19 protein-coding genes are annotated in these 18,818 nt (G+C 72.6%); 6 read left to right on the top strand and 13 right to left on the bottom strand.

Annotated elements, in window-relative coordinates; translation table 11 throughout:
* Positions 1-5: 5 nt before the first annotated feature.
* From AFL01nite_RS00515 to AFL01nite_RS00480, 8 genes are all read right to left on the bottom strand, one after another.
* The gene (locus tag AFL01nite_RS00515; protein WP_146825137.1) at positions 6-1,364 is read right to left on the bottom strand and encodes a UDP-N-acetylmuramoyl-tripeptide--D-alanyl-D-alanine ligase; all 1,359 of its coding nucleotides are present in this window, start codon (positions 1,362-1,364) and stop codon (positions 6-8) included.
* The gene (locus tag AFL01nite_RS00510; protein WP_146825633.1) at positions 1,361-2,845 is read right to left on the bottom strand and encodes a UDP-N-acetylmuramoyl-L-alanyl-D-glutamate--2,6-diaminopimelate ligase; all 1,485 of its coding nucleotides are present in this window, start codon (positions 2,843-2,845) and stop codon (positions 1,361-1,363) included. The genes AFL01nite_RS00515 and AFL01nite_RS00510 overlap by 4 nt, the downstream gene beginning before the upstream one ends.
* Before the next feature lie 38 nt (positions 2,846-2,883).
* Positions 2,884-4,626: a peptidoglycan D,D-transpeptidase FtsI family protein gene (locus tag AFL01nite_RS00505; protein WP_146825136.1), complete on the bottom strand. Its 1,743-nt coding sequence runs from the start codon at positions 4,624-4,626 to the stop codon at positions 2,884-2,886.
* Positions 4,626-5,084: a cell division protein FtsL gene (gene ftsL, locus AFL01nite_RS00500; RefSeq protein WP_146825135.1), complete on the bottom strand. Its 459-nt coding sequence runs from the start codon at positions 5,082-5,084 to the stop codon at positions 4,626-4,628. Before ftsL ends, AFL01nite_RS00505 begins: the two co-directional genes overlap by 1 nt.
* 76 nt (positions 5,085-5,160) lie before the next feature.
* Positions 5,161-6,111: a 16S rRNA (cytosine(1402)-N(4))-methyltransferase RsmH gene (rsmH, locus tag AFL01nite_RS00495; RefSeq protein WP_146825134.1), complete on the bottom strand. Its 951-nt coding sequence runs from the start codon at positions 6,109-6,111 to the stop codon at positions 5,161-5,163.
* A gap of 124 nt (positions 6,112-6,235) precedes the next feature.
* Positions 6,236-6,688 carry a division/cell wall cluster transcriptional repressor MraZ gene (mraZ, locus tag AFL01nite_RS00490; RefSeq protein WP_146825133.1) on the bottom strand — a complete coding sequence of 151 codons (453 nt, stop codon included), beginning with the start codon at positions 6,686-6,688 and terminating at the stop codon, positions 6,236-6,238.
* Positions 6,689-6,969: 281 nt separating this feature from the next.
* Positions 6,970-7,359, bottom strand: coding sequence for an SCO2097 family morphological protein (locus tag AFL01nite_RS00485; protein WP_146825132.1), 390 nt, complete (start codon positions 7,357-7,359; stop codon positions 6,970-6,972).
* A gap of 14 nt (positions 7,360-7,373) precedes the next feature.
* The gene (locus AFL01nite_RS00480) at positions 7,374-8,123 is read right to left on the bottom strand and encodes a class I SAM-dependent methyltransferase (RefSeq protein ID WP_146825131.1); all 750 of its coding nucleotides are present in this window, start codon (positions 8,121-8,123) and stop codon (positions 7,374-7,376) included.
* Positions 8,124-8,177: 54 nt separating this feature from the next.
* Between AFL01nite_RS00480 and AFL01nite_RS00475 the strand changes: the two genes are divergently transcribed.
* Positions 8,178-8,750, top strand: coding sequence for a DUF4126 domain-containing protein (locus tag AFL01nite_RS00475; RefSeq protein ID WP_146825130.1), 573 nt, complete (start codon positions 8,178-8,180; stop codon positions 8,748-8,750).
* Between the two features lie 2 nt (positions 8,751-8,752).
* Positions 8,753-9,925 (top strand): phytoene desaturase family protein, encoded by a 1,173-nt coding sequence (locus tag AFL01nite_RS00470; RefSeq protein WP_186813759.1) that lies wholly within the window; start codon positions 8,753-8,755, stop codon positions 9,923-9,925.
* 6 nt (positions 9,926-9,931) lie between these two features.
* Here AFL01nite_RS00470 and metF read toward each other — a convergent pair whose 3' ends face one another.
* Positions 9,932-10,840, bottom strand: coding sequence for a methylenetetrahydrofolate reductase [NAD(P)H] (gene metF, locus AFL01nite_RS00465; RefSeq protein ID WP_146825128.1), 909 nt, complete (start codon positions 10,838-10,840; stop codon positions 9,932-9,934).
* 24 nt (positions 10,841-10,864) lie between these two features.
* Between metF and AFL01nite_RS00460 the strand changes: the two genes are divergently transcribed.
* Together AFL01nite_RS00460 and pknB are read left to right on the top strand one after the other, a co-directional pair.
* Positions 10,865-11,893 (top strand): polyprenyl synthetase family protein, encoded by a 1,029-nt coding sequence (locus AFL01nite_RS00460; RefSeq protein WP_222593338.1) that lies wholly within the window; start codon positions 10,865-10,867, stop codon positions 11,891-11,893.
* A gap of 62 nt (positions 11,894-11,955) precedes the next feature.
* On the top strand, positions 11,956-13,923 hold the full coding sequence (gene pknB / locus AFL01nite_RS00455; RefSeq protein ID WP_146825127.1) for a Stk1 family PASTA domain-containing Ser/Thr kinase: 1,968 nt from the start codon (positions 11,956-11,958) through the stop codon (positions 13,921-13,923).
* A 9-nt stretch (positions 13,924-13,932) separates the two neighbouring features.
* On the opposite strand, the gene AFL01nite_RS00450 is transcribed toward pknB, so the two are convergent.
* Both AFL01nite_RS00450 and AFL01nite_RS00445 read right to left on the bottom strand, forming a co-directional pair.
* Complete coding sequence (locus AFL01nite_RS00450; protein WP_371862801.1) at positions 13,933-15,270, bottom strand: class II 3-deoxy-7-phosphoheptulonate synthase; 1,338 nt, start codon at positions 15,268-15,270, stop codon at positions 13,933-13,935.
* 77 nt (positions 15,271-15,347) lie between these two features.
* Positions 15,348-16,097 (bottom strand): lysophospholipid acyltransferase family protein, encoded by a 750-nt coding sequence (locus tag AFL01nite_RS00445; RefSeq protein WP_146825125.1) that lies wholly within the window; start codon positions 16,095-16,097, stop codon positions 15,348-15,350.
* Positions 16,098-16,155: 58 nt separating this feature from the next.
* Between AFL01nite_RS00445 and AFL01nite_RS00440 the strand changes: the two genes are divergently transcribed.
* Together AFL01nite_RS00440 and AFL01nite_RS00435 are read left to right on the top strand one after the other, a co-directional pair.
* Complete coding sequence (locus AFL01nite_RS00440) at positions 16,156-16,935, top strand: alpha/beta hydrolase (RefSeq protein WP_146825124.1); 780 nt, start codon at positions 16,156-16,158, stop codon at positions 16,933-16,935.
* Positions 16,936-16,969: 34 nt separating this feature from the next.
* Positions 16,970-17,398, top strand: a complete 429-nt coding sequence (locus tag AFL01nite_RS00435; RefSeq protein WP_146825123.1) for a hypothetical protein — start codon at positions 16,970-16,972, stop codon at positions 17,396-17,398.
* On the opposite strand, the gene AFL01nite_RS00430 is transcribed toward AFL01nite_RS00435, so the two are convergent.
* Positions 17,301-18,338: an ROK family glucokinase gene (locus AFL01nite_RS00430; RefSeq protein ID WP_146825122.1), complete on the bottom strand. Its 1,038-nt coding sequence runs from the start codon at positions 18,336-18,338 to the stop codon at positions 17,301-17,303. The genes AFL01nite_RS00435 and AFL01nite_RS00430 overlap by 98 nt on opposite strands.
* A complete protein-coding gene (locus AFL01nite_RS00425) occupies positions 18,331-18,780 on the bottom strand; it encodes an SRPBCC family protein (protein ID WP_146825121.1) in 450 nt (149 codons plus the stop codon). Before AFL01nite_RS00425 ends, AFL01nite_RS00430 begins: the two co-directional genes overlap by 8 nt.
* Between the last annotated feature and the right edge of the window lie 38 nt (positions 18,781-18,818).

Here is an 18,818-nt window from a genome sequence, read left to right as displayed (position 1 = left end):
GTGGTTCAGTCGTGCAACAGCGCATCGGCGACGCGTTCGAGCCGCGCACCCCTCGATGCTTTCACAAGCACGACGTCATCGGCGCCCAGGCTCGCGGAGACCGCCTCGACGGCGGCCCCGACGTCCGCGACGGCCTCGCCGACGGATCCCGCGCCCCGAGCGATCTCGGCAGCGGCGGGGCCCACCGCGATCACGCGCGCGATGCCCAGGTCGGCGGCGAGCCGGCCGATGCGATGGTGCTGTTCCGGCGATTCCTCACCGAGTTCCAGCATCTCACCGAGCACGGCGATGCCGCGTCCCGGGGCCAGTCCGGCCAGCGTGCGCAGCGCCGCGGCCATCGACTCGGGGTTGGCGTTGTAGGCGTCGTTGACCACGACGGCGCCGTTGGCGGCGCGGTGGCTCTCCATCCGCATCGGCGAGACGGCGTGGGCGCCGGCCAGCGCGGCGACCACGTCCGCGGCGGGGACGCCGAGTGCGGTGGTCGCGGCCACGGCGGCGGCGGCGTTCATCGCGTGGTGCTCACCCAACTGCGGGACGGTGACGTCGAACCGCTCGCCGGCAACCTCCAGCGCGAAGTGCGGGTGGCCGAGGCCGTCCAGCGTCACGTCGCCGACGAGGCGGACGTCGCCGCCGCGACCGAACGTGACCACGCGACCGCGGGTGCGCGCGGCCATCGCCGCGACCCGCTCGTCGTCGGCGTTGAGGACGGCGACGCCGTCGGCGTCGAGCGCCTCGACGAGCTCGCCCTTGGCCTGGGCGGTGCGGTCGAGTCCGCCGAACTCCCCCGCGTGGGCCGTGCCCACGTTGAGCACGACCGCCACGTCGGGCGGGGCGATCGCGCACAGCGTCGCGATGTGGCCGATCCCGCGGGCGCCCATCTCCAGCACGAGGTGCGCGGTGTCGGCGTCGGCGCGCAGGATCGTGAGCGGCACGCCGAGCTCGTTGTTGAACGACCCCTCGGGCGCGACGGTGGGCCCGTGCGCGGCGAGGACGTGGGACACGAGGTCCTTGACGCTGGTCTTGCCCTGCGAGCCCGTGACCGCCACGACGTCCAGCCCCGACGAGGACCGCAGGTCGGCCAGCCGGTCGGTCGCGAGCCGGCCGAGGGCGTGGACGGGCTCGTCGACGAGGACGTGCGGCCCGGGCACCTCACGGGTGGCGAGGCTGGCCACGGCGCCCGCCTCCAGCGCCGTCCGGACGAAGTCGTGCCCGTCGACGTGCTCGCCCGGGACGGCCACGAACAGCGAGCCCGCCACCGCACGGCGCGAGTCGACCACCGCGGGACCCTCGACCGCCAGGGTGTCGTCGCCGATGATGCGGCCGCCCGTCGCGGCGGCGATCTGGGCCAGGGTCGTGCGGATCATGCGCGCTCCCCGATCAGCTCGAGGAGCACCTCGCGGTCGTCGAAGGGGTGCACGACGTCACCGACCTGCTGGCCGCGCTCGTGACCCTTCCCGGCCACCACGACGGTGTCGCCGGTGGCGGCCTGCTCGACCGCGGCGGCGATGGCCTCGCGCCGGTCGCCGACCTGCAGCACCTGCGCCGCGCCGCCCTCGGCGCCGGCCAGGACCTCGGCGCGGATGAGGGCCGGGTCCTCGCTGCGCGGGTTGTCGTCGGTGACGATCAGCACGTCGGCCAGGCGTGCGGCCACCTCGCCCATCAGCGGGCGCTTGCCCCGGTCGCGGTCGCCGCCGGCCCCGATGACGACGATGAGCCGTCCGGCCGTCACGGGACGCAGTGCCCGCAGCACCGCCTCGACCGCCTCGGGCTTGTGGGCGTAGTCGACGACCGCGGTGAAGGGCTGTCCGGCATCGACGCGCTCCATGCGGCCCGGCACGCCGCGCGCAGTGGCGATGCCGTCGACGAGGTCCTGCAGGTCGTGGCCCTCGCCGGCCAGCGCGACCACGGCGGCCACGGCGTTGGAGACGTTGAACGCGCCGGCCAACGGCACGGACAGCTCGACCTCGCGGCCGTCGGGCGCGACGAGGGTGACGACGCTGCCCGTGCGGTGGGCGCGGAGGTTGACGGCCCGCCAGTCGGCCGCCGCCCCCTCGGTGGAGAACGTCGTGACCGGCAGCGAGGTCAGCCCGGTGAGCCGGCGCCCGTGCTCGTCGTCGAGGTTGATCACCGCGCGGCGGGCGTGGGCGGGGGTGAACAGCTCCGCCTTGGCCGCGAAGTAGGACTCCACGTCATGGTGGAAGTCGAGGTGGTCGCGACCGAGATTGAGGAAGACCGCCGCGTCGAGCACGAAGCCGTCGACGCGACCCTGCACGATCGCGTGGCTCGACACCTCCATCGCGCAGGCCGCCACCTGCTCCTCCGCCATGACGGCGAAGAGGGCCTGCAGCGCGGGCGCCTCGGGGGTGGTGAGGCTGCTGGCGGCCGGCCGGCCGGTGATGCGCGTGCCGATCGTGCCGATGACGGCCGCGCGGGACTCCCCCAGCGCCGCCTCGGCCAGGTACGTGGTGGTGGTCTTGCCCTGGGTGCCCGTGACGCCGATCGTCGTGAAGCGGTCGCTCGGCCGGCCGTAGAAGTCGGCCGCGAACTCCGCCAGCCGCGCCCGCGGACGGTCGACGACGACCCGTGGGACGTCCTCGGCCAGCTCGGCGGCCCCCTCCGCGTCGGTGAGCACGGCGACGGCCCCGGCCTCGAGCGCCTGGGCGGCGAACCGCACGCCGTGGGTGGTGGCTCCGGGGAGGGCGGCGAACAGGTCGCCGGCCACGACGTCGCGGGTCGAGAGGCTGATGCCGGTGACGGTGGCCTCGCCCGAGGCCGTCGCTCCGGGGACGGCCTGCACCACCTGCGCGAGGCTCCAGGCGGGCACGTCGAGCGGTCTGACCCTCATCTCGTCCACCCGCTCCAACCTACCGGGCGGCACGACGGCTACCAGTCCTGCTTGATCTTCGGCGGCTTCGCACCGGTCGGCGCGACGCCGAACCGCTCGAGGGCCATCGACATGATGTCCTGGAACACCGGGCCGGCCATCGAGCCGCCGCCGGCGTTGGCCGGGGGCTTGTCGATCACGACGTAGGTGATGAACCGCGGGTTGTCGGCCGGGGCGAAGCCCATGAAGGAGATCGTGTTCTGGCCTCGCACGTAGCGACCCGTGACCGGGTTGACGCGCCACGCCGTGCCGGTCTTGCCCGCCACGCGGTAGCCGTCGATCTGGGCCGCGGGGGCCGTGCCGTCGTCGGCCGTGACGGCCTCCATCATCCGGGTGACCTCGGCGGCAGCCTCGCGGGAGACGACGCGGCGCGACTCCCCCGCCGCGGGCTTCTCGACCGATCCGTCGCCCTTCGCCAGCTTGTCGACGACGCGCGGCGTGCACATGACGCCGCCGTTCGCGATCGCGCCGACGGCGCGGACCATCTGGATCGCGTTGACCGAGACGCCCTGGCCGAACGAGGTGGTGGCGTGCTTGGCCTTCGTCCACTCGCGCGCCGGCGAGACGATGCCCACGGACTCCTCGGGCAGGTCCACACCGCTCAGGGAGCCGAAGCCGAACTTGCGCAGGTAGGAGTAGAACGTCGAGTTCGACATCTGCTCGGCCGCCACGATCGTGCCCAGGTTCGAGGACTTGGCGATGACGCCGGAGGCGGTGAGGTTGAGCGAGCCGTGCTGCCAGTAGTCGCCGATCGGGAAGCCGTCGACGACCATGCCCGACGGGACCTTGATCTTGGTGTCGGCGGTGACCTTGCCCTGGTCGGCCAGGGCCGCCATCGTGATGGTCTTCATGACCGAGCCGGGCTCGAAGACGTTCGACACGGCGCGGTTGACGAGCGTCTTGTCGGTCACGCCGGCGCGGGTGTCGGGGTTGTACGTCGGTGCCTGCGACATCTGCACGATCTGGCAGGTGCGCACGTCCATCGTCACCGCGAGCCCGTAGTCGGCGCCGGCCGAGCTGACGACGTCGCGCAGCCGCTGGTCGGCGTACCACTGCAGGTCGCGGTCGAGCGTCGTGTGGACGTCGCTGCCGGGGATCATCTCCTTGACCGTCGAGTCGGCCATCGGGATGCGCTGGCCGGTCGAGGAGACCTCGTAGGTCGACGAGCCGTCCGTGCCGGTGAGCTTCTCGTCGTACTGCATCTCCAGGCCGGCGATGCCCTTGCCGTTCTCCTCGGTGATGCCCAGGACGTTGGCCGCCAGGGAGCCGCCGGGGTAGCTGCGCAGGCTCTCGGTCTCGGTGAAGACGCCGGTGTAGCCGGCCTTGGCGACGGCCTGGACGGCCTTGCGGGCCTCGTAGGCCGGCAGGTCCTTGGCCAGGTAGACGAACCGCGACTTCGGGGTGCGCAGCTTCTGGATCGTGTCGAAGTAGTCGATCTCGTCGCCGAGCTTCTCGTGCAGGATGCGCGCGATCTCGGGGGCCTTCTCGGCCGCCATCGACGGGTCGCCGGTGATCGTCAGGCCGTGGGTGCTGGTGACCAGCTCCTCGCCGTTGCGGTCGACGATGTCGCCGCGGGGCGCGGGCACGACGGCCTTGCGGGTGCCGGCCTCGACCGCCATCGCGGCGTACGCCTTGGAGTCGACCGCCTGGATCTGGAACAGCCGCCCCGCGAACAGCGCGAACAGTGCGAGCATGCCGATGATGAGGACGCGCAGCCGGGTCCGGGTGAGCGAGAGGGGCATCAACCGGCCCTCCTGACGTTGGTGTCGGGCTCGGCCGGGACCGGCTCGCCGATGACCTTGCCGTCGGAGAGGCGCAGGAAGACCGGGTTGGCGTTGGGCACCATGCCCTCGGTGAGGGCGCGGTCGGCGAGGCCGGACGGGCTCTGCATCCGGTCGACCTCGGCGGCCAGCTGCTCCTTCTGGGCCTGGAGCAGGGTGGAGCGCTGCTGCAGCTCGTCGATCCGGAACGCCTGGGCCTGCATCGCGGTGCTGAGCAGGATGAGGCCGACGAGGCCGACCGCAAGGACCGAGAGGACCACCACGACGAACGGAGCGCGGCGCGCGCGCACGCGGACGGGACCGACCAGCTTCAGGCCGACCTCGCGGGCGTCACGGCCGCGGGCGGCCAGGCCGGAGGCGAGCGCGGACGACCGCGCGACCGCGGTCCGGCTGAAGCGGGGGGACGTGGCAGTGCTCATGACGCCACCGCCGTGGGAAGAGCAAGGTACGACGATGTCGTCATGAGGGTCTCTCGGTTCTCTCGCTCGCGCTCGTTCATGACTCAGCGATCCGTTCGACAGCACGCATCCGGACCGAACGCGCGCGGGGGTTGTCGGCGATCTCGTCCTCGCCGGCCAGCTCCGCGCCCCGGGTGAGGGAGCGGAAGCGGGCCTGCATGGACTCGGGCACGACGGGCAGGTCCCGCGGTGCCGTGGTGGTGGTGACGGAGGTGATCACGCGCTTCGTGATGCGGTCCTCCAGCGAGTGGTACGACAGGACGACGACGCGGCCCCCGACCGCGAGCAGGTCCAGCGCGGCCGGCAGCGCCCGGCGGTAGACGCCGAGCTCGTCGTTGACCTCGATGCGCAGCGCCTGGAACGTGCGCTTGGCGGGGTTGCCACCCGTGCGCCGGGCCGGGATCGGGATGCAGCGGCGGATCAGGTCGACCAGCTGGTCGCTGCGCTCGAAGGGCCGGGTCTCGCGCTCGCGGACGATCTCCTTGGCGATCCGGCGGGCGAACTTCTCCTCGCCGTACTCGCGCAGGATCCGCGCCAGGTCGGCCTCGGCGTACGTGTTGAGCACGTCGGCCGCGGTGAGGTCGTCCTCGGAGTTCATCCGCATGTCCAGTGGCGCGTCCTGGGCGTAGGCGAACCCGCGCTCGGCGACGTCCAGCTGCATCGACGAGACGCCCAGGTCGAACAGGACGCCGTCGACGCTGGTGCGACCGGCGGCCTCGACCACCTCGGGGAGCTCGTCGTAGACCGCGTGCGCGGCCTCGAACCGGTCGCCGAAGGGTGCGAGCCGCTCCCCCGCCCGGCGCAGTGCCTCGGTGTCGCGGTCGACGCCGATGACGTGCAGGTTCTCGTAGCGGGTGAGCAGCGCCTCGGTGTGTCCGCCGAGACCGAGGGTGGCGTCGATGACGACGGGATGATCGACCCGCTCCATGACGGGGGCGAACTCCGACACGACGCGGTCCAGCATCACCGGGACGTGCCGGGGGCTCATGCGCGCGCCCCGCTCGCCGTCCGGGCACGACCGATGGGGCCCGATCCCCGCCTGCAGAGTTCTGACGCCGGGGAAGTGACGTCAGAACCCCTCAGGCGGGCATCGCGCCCCACCGTGTGCGCGCTCAGAAGATCCCGGGGAAGATCTCCTCCGACAAGTCGGCGAAGCCCTCCTCGTGCTCGTCGGAGAAGTCGTTCCATCGGGCGGAGTCCCAGATCTCGAACCGCTCGCCCGTGCCCACGACCGTGCAGTCGCGGTCCAGGCCGGCCCAGTCGCGCAGCAGCTGCGACACGGGAACCCGACCCTGCTTGTCCGGCGTCTCGTGCGCCGCTCCGCCGAACAGCATGCGGACGAAGTTGCGCGCCTGCCGGTTCGTGAAGGAGGCCTGTCGGGCACGCCCCGAGAAGTCGTCGAACGCCTCGGGCGTCCAGCCGTAGATGCAGTGCTCCTGACCGCGCGTCAGGACCACGCCGTCCGTCAGCAGTGGGCGGAACTTCGCCGGCAGGAAGAGCCGACCCTTCTCGTCCAGGCGCGGCGTGAACGTGCCGAAGAAGTGCGCTGATGCCGGTGCGGTCATCGCGTCCTCCTTGCTCCACGTCGCTCTCCTTCGAGGTCGAAGTCCGGTGTTTCCACCACTACGCCCCACCTTAACCCACAACGCTCCACCATCCACCCACTTTCCGTCAAGAGACGGGCGTGTCGGGTGGGACGACGCGCGAAAAAGCCCGCCGTCACGGGGACGGCGGGCCGGTGGTGCGAAGTGGGGAGAATCTCGGCCCCCGGGGAGGACGAGGGAGGAGACGACGAAGGCCCCGCCGGTGGCGGGGCCCTACGTGGTGGTGCTGGGGTGGGAGCGGATCAGTAGCCGTCGTCCTGACGACGCTGCCAGCGCTCCTCCATGCGCTCGACGAACGAGCCCGATCCCTTGGGACCGCGAGGAGAGCTGGGGGCGGGTCCGGTGACCTCCTGGCCGCCGGTGATGCCGCGGCGCCAGGCCCGGACGAAGAAGTACGCGGCCCCGACCATGGCGACGAAGCCGACGGCCCCGACCCAGGTCATCTTGGACACGGCTCCGCCCAGCAGCATGGCGATGCCGGCGAGGAAGCCCACGACGCAGATGACGGCGACACGACGGTTGTGCGCGATCAACTTCGAGCCGCGCAACGTGGACGCGAACTCGGGATCCTCTGCGGCCAGCGACTGCTCCAACTGGGCGAGCAGTCGGGCCTCTTCGTCCGACAGTGGCACGGTGGACTCCTTGATCAGGGGTGTGACGTCGATTCTAGGCGGGCCATGGTCTGCAAACCAGCCGAACGCCCGGCGAACTGGGGAATCGAGCGAATCGCCTGCTCCAGGGCGAACAACTCCTCGCGCGCACCGGCCGAGCCGTCGACCACGACGCCGGGGACCTCGTCGCTCAGGACGCGCACCCCGCGGGTGAACCCCGGGGTGAGCCCGCGGCCCGACAGCAGGGCGTCGAGCTCCTCGGGCAGCCAGCGTCGCGGCCCCAGCCCGGCGAGGTCCCACGAGGCGTCGGGCACCGCGCCCAGCAGGGCCTGCGCGCCGGCGAAGTCGCCCGCGGCGGCGCGTCCCGCGACCGCGGCGACGCGTCCGGGGACCAGCAGGCTGAGCCATCCCCCGGGCCGCAGCACGGCGCAGGCGGCGTCGACGGCCTCGGCCGGGTCGGGGACGTGCTCGAGGACGCCGTGGCAGATCACCAGATCGATGCTCGCGGGCGCCACGTGCTCGGTCAGGTCGGTGGAGTCGCCGAGGCGTCCCTCGACCTCGACGCCGGCCTCGGCCGCGCGTCGGGCGGAGGCGGCCAGGGCGTCGGGGCTCGGATCGACGACGACCACCCGGTGGCCGAGGCGCGCGACGCGGACGGCGTCGTGGCCCGTGCCGCCCCCGAGGTCGAGGACGTCGAGTGCTCCGGATCCGTCCTCGGCCGCGCCGGCCTTGACCAACGCATCGAGCACGGACTGCCACGCCAGCGCGCCACGGATCGGACCCATGACGCCACCTTCCCACAGGGCGTGGCGACGGGCCGCTCGCGGTACGGTCGCGGCATGGATCTCGCAGCCCTGGTCTTCGCGACGGGCTGGGCCAGCGGCGTCAACGCCTGGGCGACCGTCGCGGTGCTCGGCATCGTGGCGCGGGCCGGCGGCTCGGAGTGGGTGCCCACCGGGTTCGGCGACTGGTGGGTCATCGGCCTGGGCCTGGCGATGTTCACCGTCGAGTTCGTCGTCGACAAGGTCCCGTGGCTCGACTCGGCCTGGGACGGGGTCTCGACGGTGGTCCGTCCCGTCGTGGGCGCGGTCGTCGCGTGGAAGCTCGCCGAGAGCGGCGGCACGATCGACCCGGCGCTGCTCGCGGCACTGGGCGGCGGCACCGCGCTGGCCTCGCACGGGGTGAAGTCCGGGGTGCGCGCGGCGGTGAACACCTCCCCCGAGCCGTTCTCCAACGTCGCCCTCAGCACGGGTGAGGACGTGGGCGTGATCGCCGTCGTCCTCCTGGCGCTGACCAACCCGTGGGTCGCCTTCACGATCACGGCCGTCGCGCTCGTGCTCGGCCTCGCGCTGGTCGTGTGGTTGTGGCGCACGGTCCGGCGCCTGCGACGTCGGCACGAGCGGAGGGCCTGAGGGTGGCGAAGGTCCTCGTCGTCGGCAGTGGCTTCGGCGGCCTGTCGGCCGCGGCCCGGCTGGCGAAGCTACGGCACCACGTCACCGTCCTGGAGCGCGCCGTCGAGCCCGGCGGCCTGCTGCTCGGCACCTCCGTCGGCGACGAGCGGTGGGCCGCCGGACCCGAGAGCGTGACGCTGCCGGGCGTCTTCCGTGACCTCTTCCGCAAGTCGGGTCGGCCGATGGACGCGCTGATCGCGATCTCGCCGGCGGGTCCGCGCCACCACGTCCTCCCGGCCCGGTGGCCCCGAGGCACCGCGGTGATCGACCTCCCGTTCGGCACCCGGGGCGCCCAGCACGACGCGGTGGCGCAGGCGCTCGGCCGCGACCCCTGGTCGCCGTGGGTGGACCAGCTCGCCGACCCGTGGAACGAGCTGCGCCGCACGGTGCTCGAGTCGGCGCACCCGCACGACTCCCCCGTGCCCGACCTGATGGGGAGCGACCGGTCGCTGCAGCGGGTCGCCCGAGGACTGCGCGACCCGCGCCTGCGCCGGCTCGCCGCCGACCTGCCCGGCGTCACCGCGGCGGCCCCGGGCGTCCTGGCCGTGTGGCACTACGTCGAGCGCAACTTCGGTCGCTGGCGCTTCGACGGCGGCAGCGCCGGCCTGGCCGCCGCGCTGCTGACGCGACTGCGCGAGCGGAAGGTGACGATCGAGACCGGCGTGGACGTGGCCCGGGCGGTGGACGCCGGGGTCGAGCTCGCGGACGGCTCCGTGCGCGAGGCCGACGTGGTCGTGTGGGCCGCCGGCTCCGACCCAGCGGCGCCCGGCGGGTCGACCCGGACCCGCACCTTCCTCAGGCTGGGTGGCGCGACCCTGCCCGACGACCTCGTCGTGCACGGCCGCGCCGTCGTGCGGGGCTGGCGGTCGGGCGAGGACGGTTGGGTGCTCGAGGCCCCGACCGGCGCTGATCCGCTGGAGCTGCTGGCCCGGCACGGGCGCGACGTGCGGTCGGCGGTGACGTGGCAGCACACCGTCGCCGCTCCCCCGACCTCCGACGCCCTGCCCCGGCCGGCGCGCAGCCCCGGGCCGGGCCGGTGGCTCGTCGGCGCCGCCGCCGTCCCGGGCGCCTCCCTCGAGGTCACCGGCATGGGCACCGCCGCCCTGGCGGCCCACCTGGGCGCCGCGCCGCGGTAGGCGCTGTCAGACCAGGTCGTCGGCGCGGAGCTGCTCGAAGATCTCGCGAGTCGCGGGCGAGCGGTTGAGGGTCATGAAGTGCAGGCCCGGCGCGCCGCCGGCGAGCAGGTCGCGGCACAGCTGGGTGGCCAGCTCGATGCCCTTCGCCCGCACCGCGGCGCGGTCCTCGGCGAGCGGCTCGATCTGGTCGAGCACCTCGCGCGGCATGTCGGCGCCGGAGAGCTCGGCCATCCGCGCCACCTGCTTGAGGTTCAGGATCGGCATGATGCCCGGGATGATCGGCAGGTCGCAGCCACGGTCGCGCACGCGCCGCACCAGGCCGAAGTAGTCGTCGGCGCGGAAGAACAGCTGCGAGATCGCGAACGAGGCGCCGGCCTGCGCCTTGGCGACCAGCACGTCCGCGTCGGCGTCGAGGCCGCCGCAGTCGGGGTGCCCCTCGGGGAACGCGGCGACGCCCACGGAGAGCCCGCCCACCTGGTGCACCAGCTCGACCAGCTCGATCGCGTGACTCATGCCGTCCGGGTGCGCCTCCCACGGCGCGCGCGGGCCGCCCGCCGGGTCGCCCCGCAGCGCCAGGACGTGCTGGACCCCTGCGGCGACGTACTGCTTGAGCACGGTCTCGATCTCGCCGCGGCTCTGGCCCACGAGGGTGAGATGGCCGACCGGCGGCATCGAGGCCTCGCGGGCGATCCGCTCGGTGATGCGCACGGTGCGGTCTTGGCTGGTGCCGCCCGCCCCGTACGTGACCGAGACGAAGGTCGGCTCGAGCGGCGCGAGGTCGTCGATCGTGCGCCACAGCTGCGCCTCGCCCTCGTCGTCCTTGGGCGGGAAGAACTCGAACGAGACCGCGGGCCGGTCTGCGGCCAGGGCCTGCAGGATCGGGTCGTGGTGCGCGGCGTCGTCGGTGGCGGGCATGGCGCCAACGGTATCGTCACCGAGGTGAGCAGCCCGGCAGCCGATTCCACCTTTCGGACAGCTGTCGCCCGACAGCTGGACACCTTCGTCGCGGACCAGCGCCTGCTGCTGACCGATCTCGACCCGGCGGTCGGCGACCTGGTCGACGCCGCGGTCGACTTCACCGTCGGCGGCAAGCTGTTCCGCCCCACGTTCTGCCACGCCGGCTGGCTGCTCGCCGGCGGCACCCCCGCCGACCCGCGCATCGCCGCCGCCGGCGCCGCCTTCGAGTGGCTCCAGGGCAGCGCGCTCGCGCACGACGACCTGATGGACGGCTCGGACACCCGCCGCGGGCGCCCCAGCGTCCACCGCGACTTCGAGGCGCGGCACGCCGCGGCCGGCGGCTTCGGCGACGCCGAGCAGTACGGCGCCCGGGTGGCGATCCTGCTCGGCGACCTCATGCTGGCCTGGGCCGACGAGCACTTCCGTCGCGCCGACCCCGACGCGCGGACGGCGAGCCTGTGGGACGCCTGCAAGTCCGAGGTCGTGTCCGGCCAGTTCCTCGACGTCCTGTCGCAGACCCGCGACACCCTCGACGTCGCCAGCGCCATGCACGTCATCCGGTTCAAGTCCGCCAAGTACACGATCGAGCGGCCGCTCCACGTGGGTGCGGCGCTCGCCGGCGGCGACGAAACCCTGCTGTCCCGGCTGACCGACGTGGCCCTCCCCCTCGGCGAGGCGTTCCAGCTCCGCGACGACGTGCTCGGCGTCTTCGGCGACCCGGCCGACACCGGCAAGCCGGCCGGCGACGACCTGCGCGAGGGCAAGCGCACGGTCCTCGTCGCGCGCACGGCGCAGGTGTGCGGCCACGACCGCGTCCTGTCCCTGCTGGGCCGGGCCGAGGGCGTCGACGAGCTGCACGACCTGATCGAGTCCAGCGGCGCCCTCGCCGCGGTCGAGGTGGACATCGACCGCCTCGTGACGCAGGCCGAGCAGGCCATCGCGGTGCTCGGCGACGAGGCGGCGTCCTTGCTCGACCCGTTGGTCGACGCCGCCACGCGACGCGTCCGCTGACCCGCCGCACCACGGTTGTTGGGGCACCGACCCCTAGAATCGAGGTGTTCCAGGAGGCGTGGATGACGGTCACGGATGACGACGCACTGGTCGGGCGCACGCTCGACCGGCGGTACGTGATCCACGAACGCATCGCCCGCGGGGGCATGGCCAGCGTCTTCCGGGCCACCGACCTGCGCCTGGACCGCATCGTCGCGGTCAAGATCATGCACCCCGACACCGAGCTCGAGGACACCGCCGAGCGGTTCGTCCGCGAGGCCCAGTCCGCGGCCAAGCTGAACCACCGCGGCATCGTCTCGGTGTACGACCAGGGCGTCGACGGCGAGACGATCTACCTCGTCATGGAGTACGTGCCGGGCCGCACCCTGCGCGACGTGATGCGTGACGAGGCGCCGATGACGGCGCGGCGTGCGCTGTCGTACCTCGAGCCCGTGCTGATGGCGCTGTCGGCCGCGCACGACGCCCGCCTCATCCACCGCGACATCAAGCCCGAGAACGTCCTGATCTCCACCACCGGCGAGGTCAAGCTGGCCGACTTCGGCCTGGCCCGCGCGATCAGCCACGACTCCACCCTCGACGGCGTCCTCGTGGGCACCGTCTCGTACCTCGCTCCCGAGGTCATCACCCACCAGGGCGCCGATGCGCGCACCGACGTGTACGCGTGCGGCGCGATGCTCTTCGAGATGCTCACCGGCGCGAAGCCGCACGTGGCGGACTCCCCGCTCGCGGTCGCGCACAAGCACGTCAACGAGGACGTCGAGCCGCCGTCGCACCTGCAGCCGGGCCTGCCGCCCTACCTCGACGCGCTGGTCCTGCGGGCGATGACGCGCGACCGCGATCGCCGCTCGCCCGACGCCCGCGTCTTCCTGCACCAGCTGCGTCAGGTGCAGCGCGCCCTGGCGGCCGGCCTGGCCGACGACCCCGACCTCACCCAGGACCTGCTGCCCGGAGCCGGTCCCACGCCGGCCGAGATGCCGACCCTCGATCCGCTGCCCGCCGATGTCGAGATGACCGCACCCGTCCGCGCCTGGTCCGACGTCGGCCGCGAGCAGCCCACCACGGCCGTCCCGGAGCCCACCACGACCTTCGGCGTGCCGACGACGGGCACCGTCGCCACGACCGTCGAGCCCCCGGCGCGGTCGCCCCGGCGCCGTGGACCCATACTGCTGCTCGTCGCCCTGGCCGCCCTCGCCGCCACGGCGCTCCTGGGCTGGTACCTGGCGATCGGCCGCTACGAGACCGTGCCGAACCTCGTGTCGCTCGACCGCCAGGAGGCCGTCAAGACCGCCGAGGCCGCGGGCTTCGAGGTCGAGCTGGGCGATCCGGCGTACTCGGAGGTGGTCGAGAAGGGCGCCGTCGTGTCCACCGACCCCGACGCCGGCAGCCGCCTGCTGCCCGACGAGGTCATCACCCTCACGATCTCCCAGGGCAAGGAGCGGTACGAGATCCCCAACATCCAGGGCCGCACCCTCACCGAGGCCGAGACGATCCTGGGCTCCCTGAACCTCAAGGTCGGCGAGGTCACGCAGCAGTTCAGCGACAAGGTCCCCACCGACGGGGTCATCAAGTCCACCAGCCACAAGGTCGGCGACCAGGTCAAGCGCGACACCGAGGTCGACCTCGTGGTCAGCAAGGGCCCGAAGCCGATCGCGATCAAGGACCACACGGGTCAGCCGGCCGACGAAACCACCGCCGACCTGGAGGGCCTGGGCTTCACCGTCCGCGTCACCGAGGAGTTCAGCGACACCGTCAAGGAGGGCCGCGTCATCGCGCAGACCCCCTCGGCGGGCACCGGCGTCCGCGGCGACACGATCGCGCTCACGGTGTCGAAGGGCCCGGCCCTGGTCGCCGTGCCCGAACTGAAGGGCAAGACCGAGGCCGAGGCCCGCACGGCGCTGGCGGCCCTCGGCCTCAAGCTCAACGCTGCCCGCAACCCGTTCGCGGGCAGCGACGCCACGGTCCAGTACCAGATGACCGACGCGGGCAAGAAGGTCAAGCGCGGGTCGACCGTGACGGTCTTCCTGTCCTGACCCGAGAGGTCAGGACCGGCCGGCGAGCATCTCCGCCACGAGGAACGCCAGTTCCAGCGACTGCGCGCGGTTCAGGCGCGGGTCGCAGAGCGTCTCGTAGCGGTGCTCGAGATCCTGCGCCGACAGCTTCATGCCGCCGCCCAGGCACTCGGTGACGTCGTCGCCGGTCAGCTCGACGTGCATGCCGCCGGGCCACGTGCCTAGGGCCCGGTGCACCTCGAAGAAGCCGCGGACCTCGTCGATGACGGCGTCGAACTCACGGGTCTTGTAGCCGTTGTCGGTGGCGAACGTGTTGCCGTGCATCGGGTCGGTGACCCACGCGACCTCGGCGCCCGCCGCCGTGACCTTCTCCACCAGCGTCGGCAGCAGGTCGCGGATCTTGTCGGCGCCGAAGCGGGTGATGAAGGTGATCTTGCCCGGGATGCGCTCGGGGTTGAGCTTCTCGTAGAGCGCGAGAGCGTCGTCGGCGGTGGTCGTGGGGCCGAGCTTCACGCCGATCGGGTTGGCGATGCGGCTGAGCAGCTCGACGTGCGCGCCGTCCAGCTGGCGCGTGCGCTCGCCGATCCACACGAAGTGACCCGAGACGTCGTACGGCTGGTCGGTGCGCGAGTCGATGCGCGTGAGCGCGTGCTCGTACTCCAGCACCAGGGCCTCGTGCGAGGAGTAGAAGTCGACGGTGTGCAGCTCGTCGGGGTCGGCGCCGATGGCCTCCATGAACGCCAGCGCACGGTCGATCTCGTCGCCGATGCGCTCGTAGCGCTCGCGCACGGGGCTGTTGCGCACGAAGTCGGTGTTCCAGGCGTGCATCTGCTTCAGGTCGGCGTAGCCGCCGGTCGTGAAGGCGCGCGCGAGGTTCAGCGTGGCGCTGGAGGCGTGGTAGACGTCCAGCAGGCGCTGCGGGTCGGGGTGACGGGCCTCGGGCGTGAAGTCGAACCCGTTGACCGCGTCGCCGCGGTAGGCCGGCAGCGTGACGCCGTCGCGGGTCTCGGTGTCGCTGGAGCGCGGCTTGGCGTACTGCCCGGCCAGGCGGCCGACCTTGACGACCGGCACGCTCGCGGCGTAGGTGAGGACGACGGCCATCGACAGCAGGACCCGCAGCTTGTTGCGGACGTTCTCGGCGGTGACGCCCTCGAACGTCTCGGCGCAGTCGCCGCCCTGCAGCAGGAAGGCCTCGCCGCGCGTGACGGCGGCCATCTTGTCGCGCAGGGCGTCGCACTCGCCGGCAAAGACCAGCGGCGGCATCTTCCTCAGCTTCTCGACGGCACGGTCGCGCGCGTCGAGGTCGGGGTACGTCGGCTGCTGGGCAGCACCGACCGCACGCAGGTCTTCAAGGCTGGGAATGCTCACCAAGCAAGGATACGCGACCCGGTGCACGGTCCCGGACGACGTCCAGATGGGGGAACGCGCCGCGGGGTCGGGCCGAGCTACTCGGCGATCTCCTCCCAGACCTCCTCGGCCTCGGCCTTCTCGCGCTCGCGCGCCGCCTGCTTCTCGAGCTCCTTGTCGCGCTTCTTCGCGTCGGTCGCGTAGAGGTCGACGTACTCCTGGCCGGCGAGGTTCATGATCTCGTACATGATCTCGTCGGTGATCGCGCGCAGGATGTACCGGTCGTCCTCCATGCCCTCGTAGCGGCTGAAGTCGAGCGGCTTGCCGAAGCGCACGCCGGGCCGGGCGTAGCGACCGAAGATCCGGCCGGGGGGCGCCACGACGTCGGTGTTGATCACCGCGACGGGGATCACCGGCACCTTGGCCTCCAGGGCCAGGCGGGCGACGCCGGTGCGGCCGCGGTAGAGCTTGCCGTCGTGCGAGCGGGTGCCCTCGGGGTAGATGCCGCAGACCTCGCCGTCGGCGAGCAGCCGCAACTGGGTGCGGATGGCGCCGGCCGCCGCGCTGCCGCTGCTGCGGTCGATCGGCACCTGGCCCGAGCCGGAGAAGAAGGAGCGCTGCAGGAACCCCTTGAGGCCGGTGCCCTCGAAGTACTCGGCCTTGGCCACGAAGGTGACGCGACGCGGGATCACCAGCGGCATGAAGAGCCAGTCGCTGTACGAGAGGTGGTTGCTGGCCAGGATCACGGCGCCCTCGCGCGGGACGTTCTCGGTGCCCTCGGCCCACGGCCTGAAGATCAGCTTGAGCACCGGACCCAGCGCCAGGAACTTCAGGAACCAATAGAACACGCACGAGACATTACCGCGCCGGTCCGCCGCCGAGCGGGACATGGGGCACCATGGCGTCATGTCCGACTCCTCCACGCACGGCCGCTCCCCCGTCCGCGCGGGCGCCGAACCGTTCATCGCGCCCGGCGGCCGCGTCGGCGTGCTGCTCAGCCACGGCTTCACCGGCTCGCCGGCCTCGATGGTGCCGTGGGGTCGGCGCCTGGCCGAGCTGGGACACACGGTCACGGTGCCCCTGCTCCCGGGCCACGGCACCACGTGGCAGGAGATGAACACCACCACGTGGCGTGACTGGTACGGCGAGCTCGACGCGGCGCTCACCGACCTGCGCGAGCAGTGCGACTGGGTCGCGGTGTGCGGCCTCTCCATGGGTGGGGCGCTGGCGTTGCGCTTGGCCGAGCAGCGACCCGAGGACGTCGACGCGCTCGTCCTGGTGAACCCGGCGATCGCCATGAAGCGACTCGATCTCAAGGCCGTCCCCCTGCTGAGCCGCGTGCTGCCGTCGATCGGCGGCATCAGCAACGACATCAAGCAGCCGGGCCAGGACGAGGTCGCCTACGCGAGGACGCCGCTGAAGGCGCTGGCGTCGCAGCTGCAGCTGTGGCGCGACGTCCGCGAGAACCTCGACCGGGTGACCGCGCCGCTGCTCATGTTCCGCTCGCTGGAGGACCACGTCGTCGATGCGACGACCGCCGACCTCGTGATGAAGGGGGTGTCGTCGTCGCAGCGCGAGCTGGTCGAACTGCGGGACAGCTACCACGTCGCCACGCTGGATCACGATGCGGAGTTCATCATGGAGAGGTCGGCACAGTTCATCGCCGACCACGCACCGCTCCCGTGACGGTGCGCGCTCCTCGTCGCACCGGGAGGGTGCCATGACCGACGCGTCGTCGTCCTCGGACGACTTCGACCGCATCGTCGAGGGCCTCGACCTGGACCTGTCGGGGCTGGAGGACTTCGACGCCTCGGCCGCGCGGGCCGCGGCCGCCCGCGAGCGCGACGAGCAGGAGGAGCAGAAGCGCCGCGAGGCCGCCGACGCGGCCGAGCCCGCCGACGACCAGTTCTACCGCGAGGTCGGACCGGCCGAGTTCCGCGCGAAGGGCTCCACCCGCATCGCGTGGCTCGTCTTCGTGGGCGGCCCGGCGCTGCTGCTGATCGCCACGATGGCGTCGGTGCGGCTGCCTCCGATGCTCGTGGCGACCGTCTTCATCGGGGTCGTCGTCTCCGTCGTCTATCTGATCTCGCAACTGCCGGACCGCGGACCGAGTAACCCGGACTGGCCGGACGACGGCGCCGCGCTCTGAGCCGGGCGAGGTCGGCCGCGCCGACCAGCCCGGCGTCGTTGCCCAGGTGGGCGGCGACGATGCGCGCCTCGGCGCGATAGCCACGGCCGGTGAGGTGGTCGGCGAACGCGGTGCGGGCCGGACGCAGCAGTGCCTCCCCGGTCTCGCTGACGCCTCCACCGATGACGAAGATCCCCGGGTCGAGCGCTGCGGCGAGGTTCGCCAGGCCGATCCCCAGCCACTGGCCGACCTCGGCCACCCAGGCCCCCGCCTCCTCGTGGCCCGCTACGGCCAGGCGGCCCACGGCGGCCCCGTCGACGCGCTCGGGGGCACCCGCGAGCTCGACGAGGGCACGCCCGATGTCCGAGCCGGCGTCCACCGCCTCCAGCGCGCGGCGCTCCAGCACCCGGCCGCTCGCGTACTGCTCCCAGCAGCCGTGGTTTCCGCACTCGCACGGGCGCCCGTCCGCCACGACGCGCTGGTGTCCGAACTCGCCGGCCATGCCCGAGTGCCCCCGGTAGAGGCGGCCGTCGAGGACCATGGCGCCGCCGATGCCCGTGCCGAGGTTCACCAGGACCACGTCCGGGTGGTTCTGGGCGGCGCCGAAGCGCCACTCGGCCCAGCCCGCCGCGTTGGCGTCGTTGTCGACGAGCACCGGCAGCCGGGTGCGGCGCACGACGGCGTCGCGCAGCGGCTCGTTCCGCCACGCCAGGTGGGGGCTGAACACCACCGTGGAGCCGGTGACGTCGACGTAGCCCGCGGCGCCCACACCCACGGCGCGGACCGCGAAGTCGCCACGGAACTCGTCGACGATCGCGCTGATCGCGTCGAGGACGGCCGCCGGATCCGTCGTGGGGGTCGCCCGCTGGGTGCGCGCGAGCACGCGCCCGTCCTCGTCGACGACACCACCGGCGATCTTCGTGCCGCCGATGTCGATCCCGACCGCGAGGCGCTCAGGCACCGGCCCGGCTCTCGACCCGGCGCTTGAGCCCCTTGAGCGCCGTGTCGACGATGACCTTCTCGGCCTTGCGCTTGAGCATGCCCAGCAGCGGCAGCTTGAGCTCGACGGCGAGCTGGTAGGTCACGCGCGTCCGGCCCCCGGCGACGGAGTCGAGCGTGTACGAGCCGTCCATGGCCGAGAGCATCGTCGCGTCCTCCGGCACGAGACTCCACGCGACCACGCGCTCGTCGCGCCAGTCGTAGCGCAGCGTGAAGGTGTCGCGGATCGGCGCGGAGTCGACCACGAATCGGACGTCGCGCGGGCGCCCGTCGGAGGTCGTCCCGAGGACGGTGACCTGCTGCATGCCGGTGGCCCAGTCGGGGTAGTCGTCGAACGACGATATGACCGACATCACAGCATGTAACGGAGCCTCGACCACGATGTCGCTGACCGTGCGCGCCATGTCCACCTCCTCGACTATCGCTCAGCCTATCGGCGCGT

This window comes from Aeromicrobium flavum (assembly GCF_007992115.1).
In the GTDB taxonomy this organism is placed as follows: Bacteria; Actinomycetota; Actinomycetes; order Propionibacteriales; family Nocardioidaceae; genus Aeromicrobium; species Aeromicrobium flavum.
This window is presented reverse-complemented; position numbering and strand designations above follow the sequence as displayed.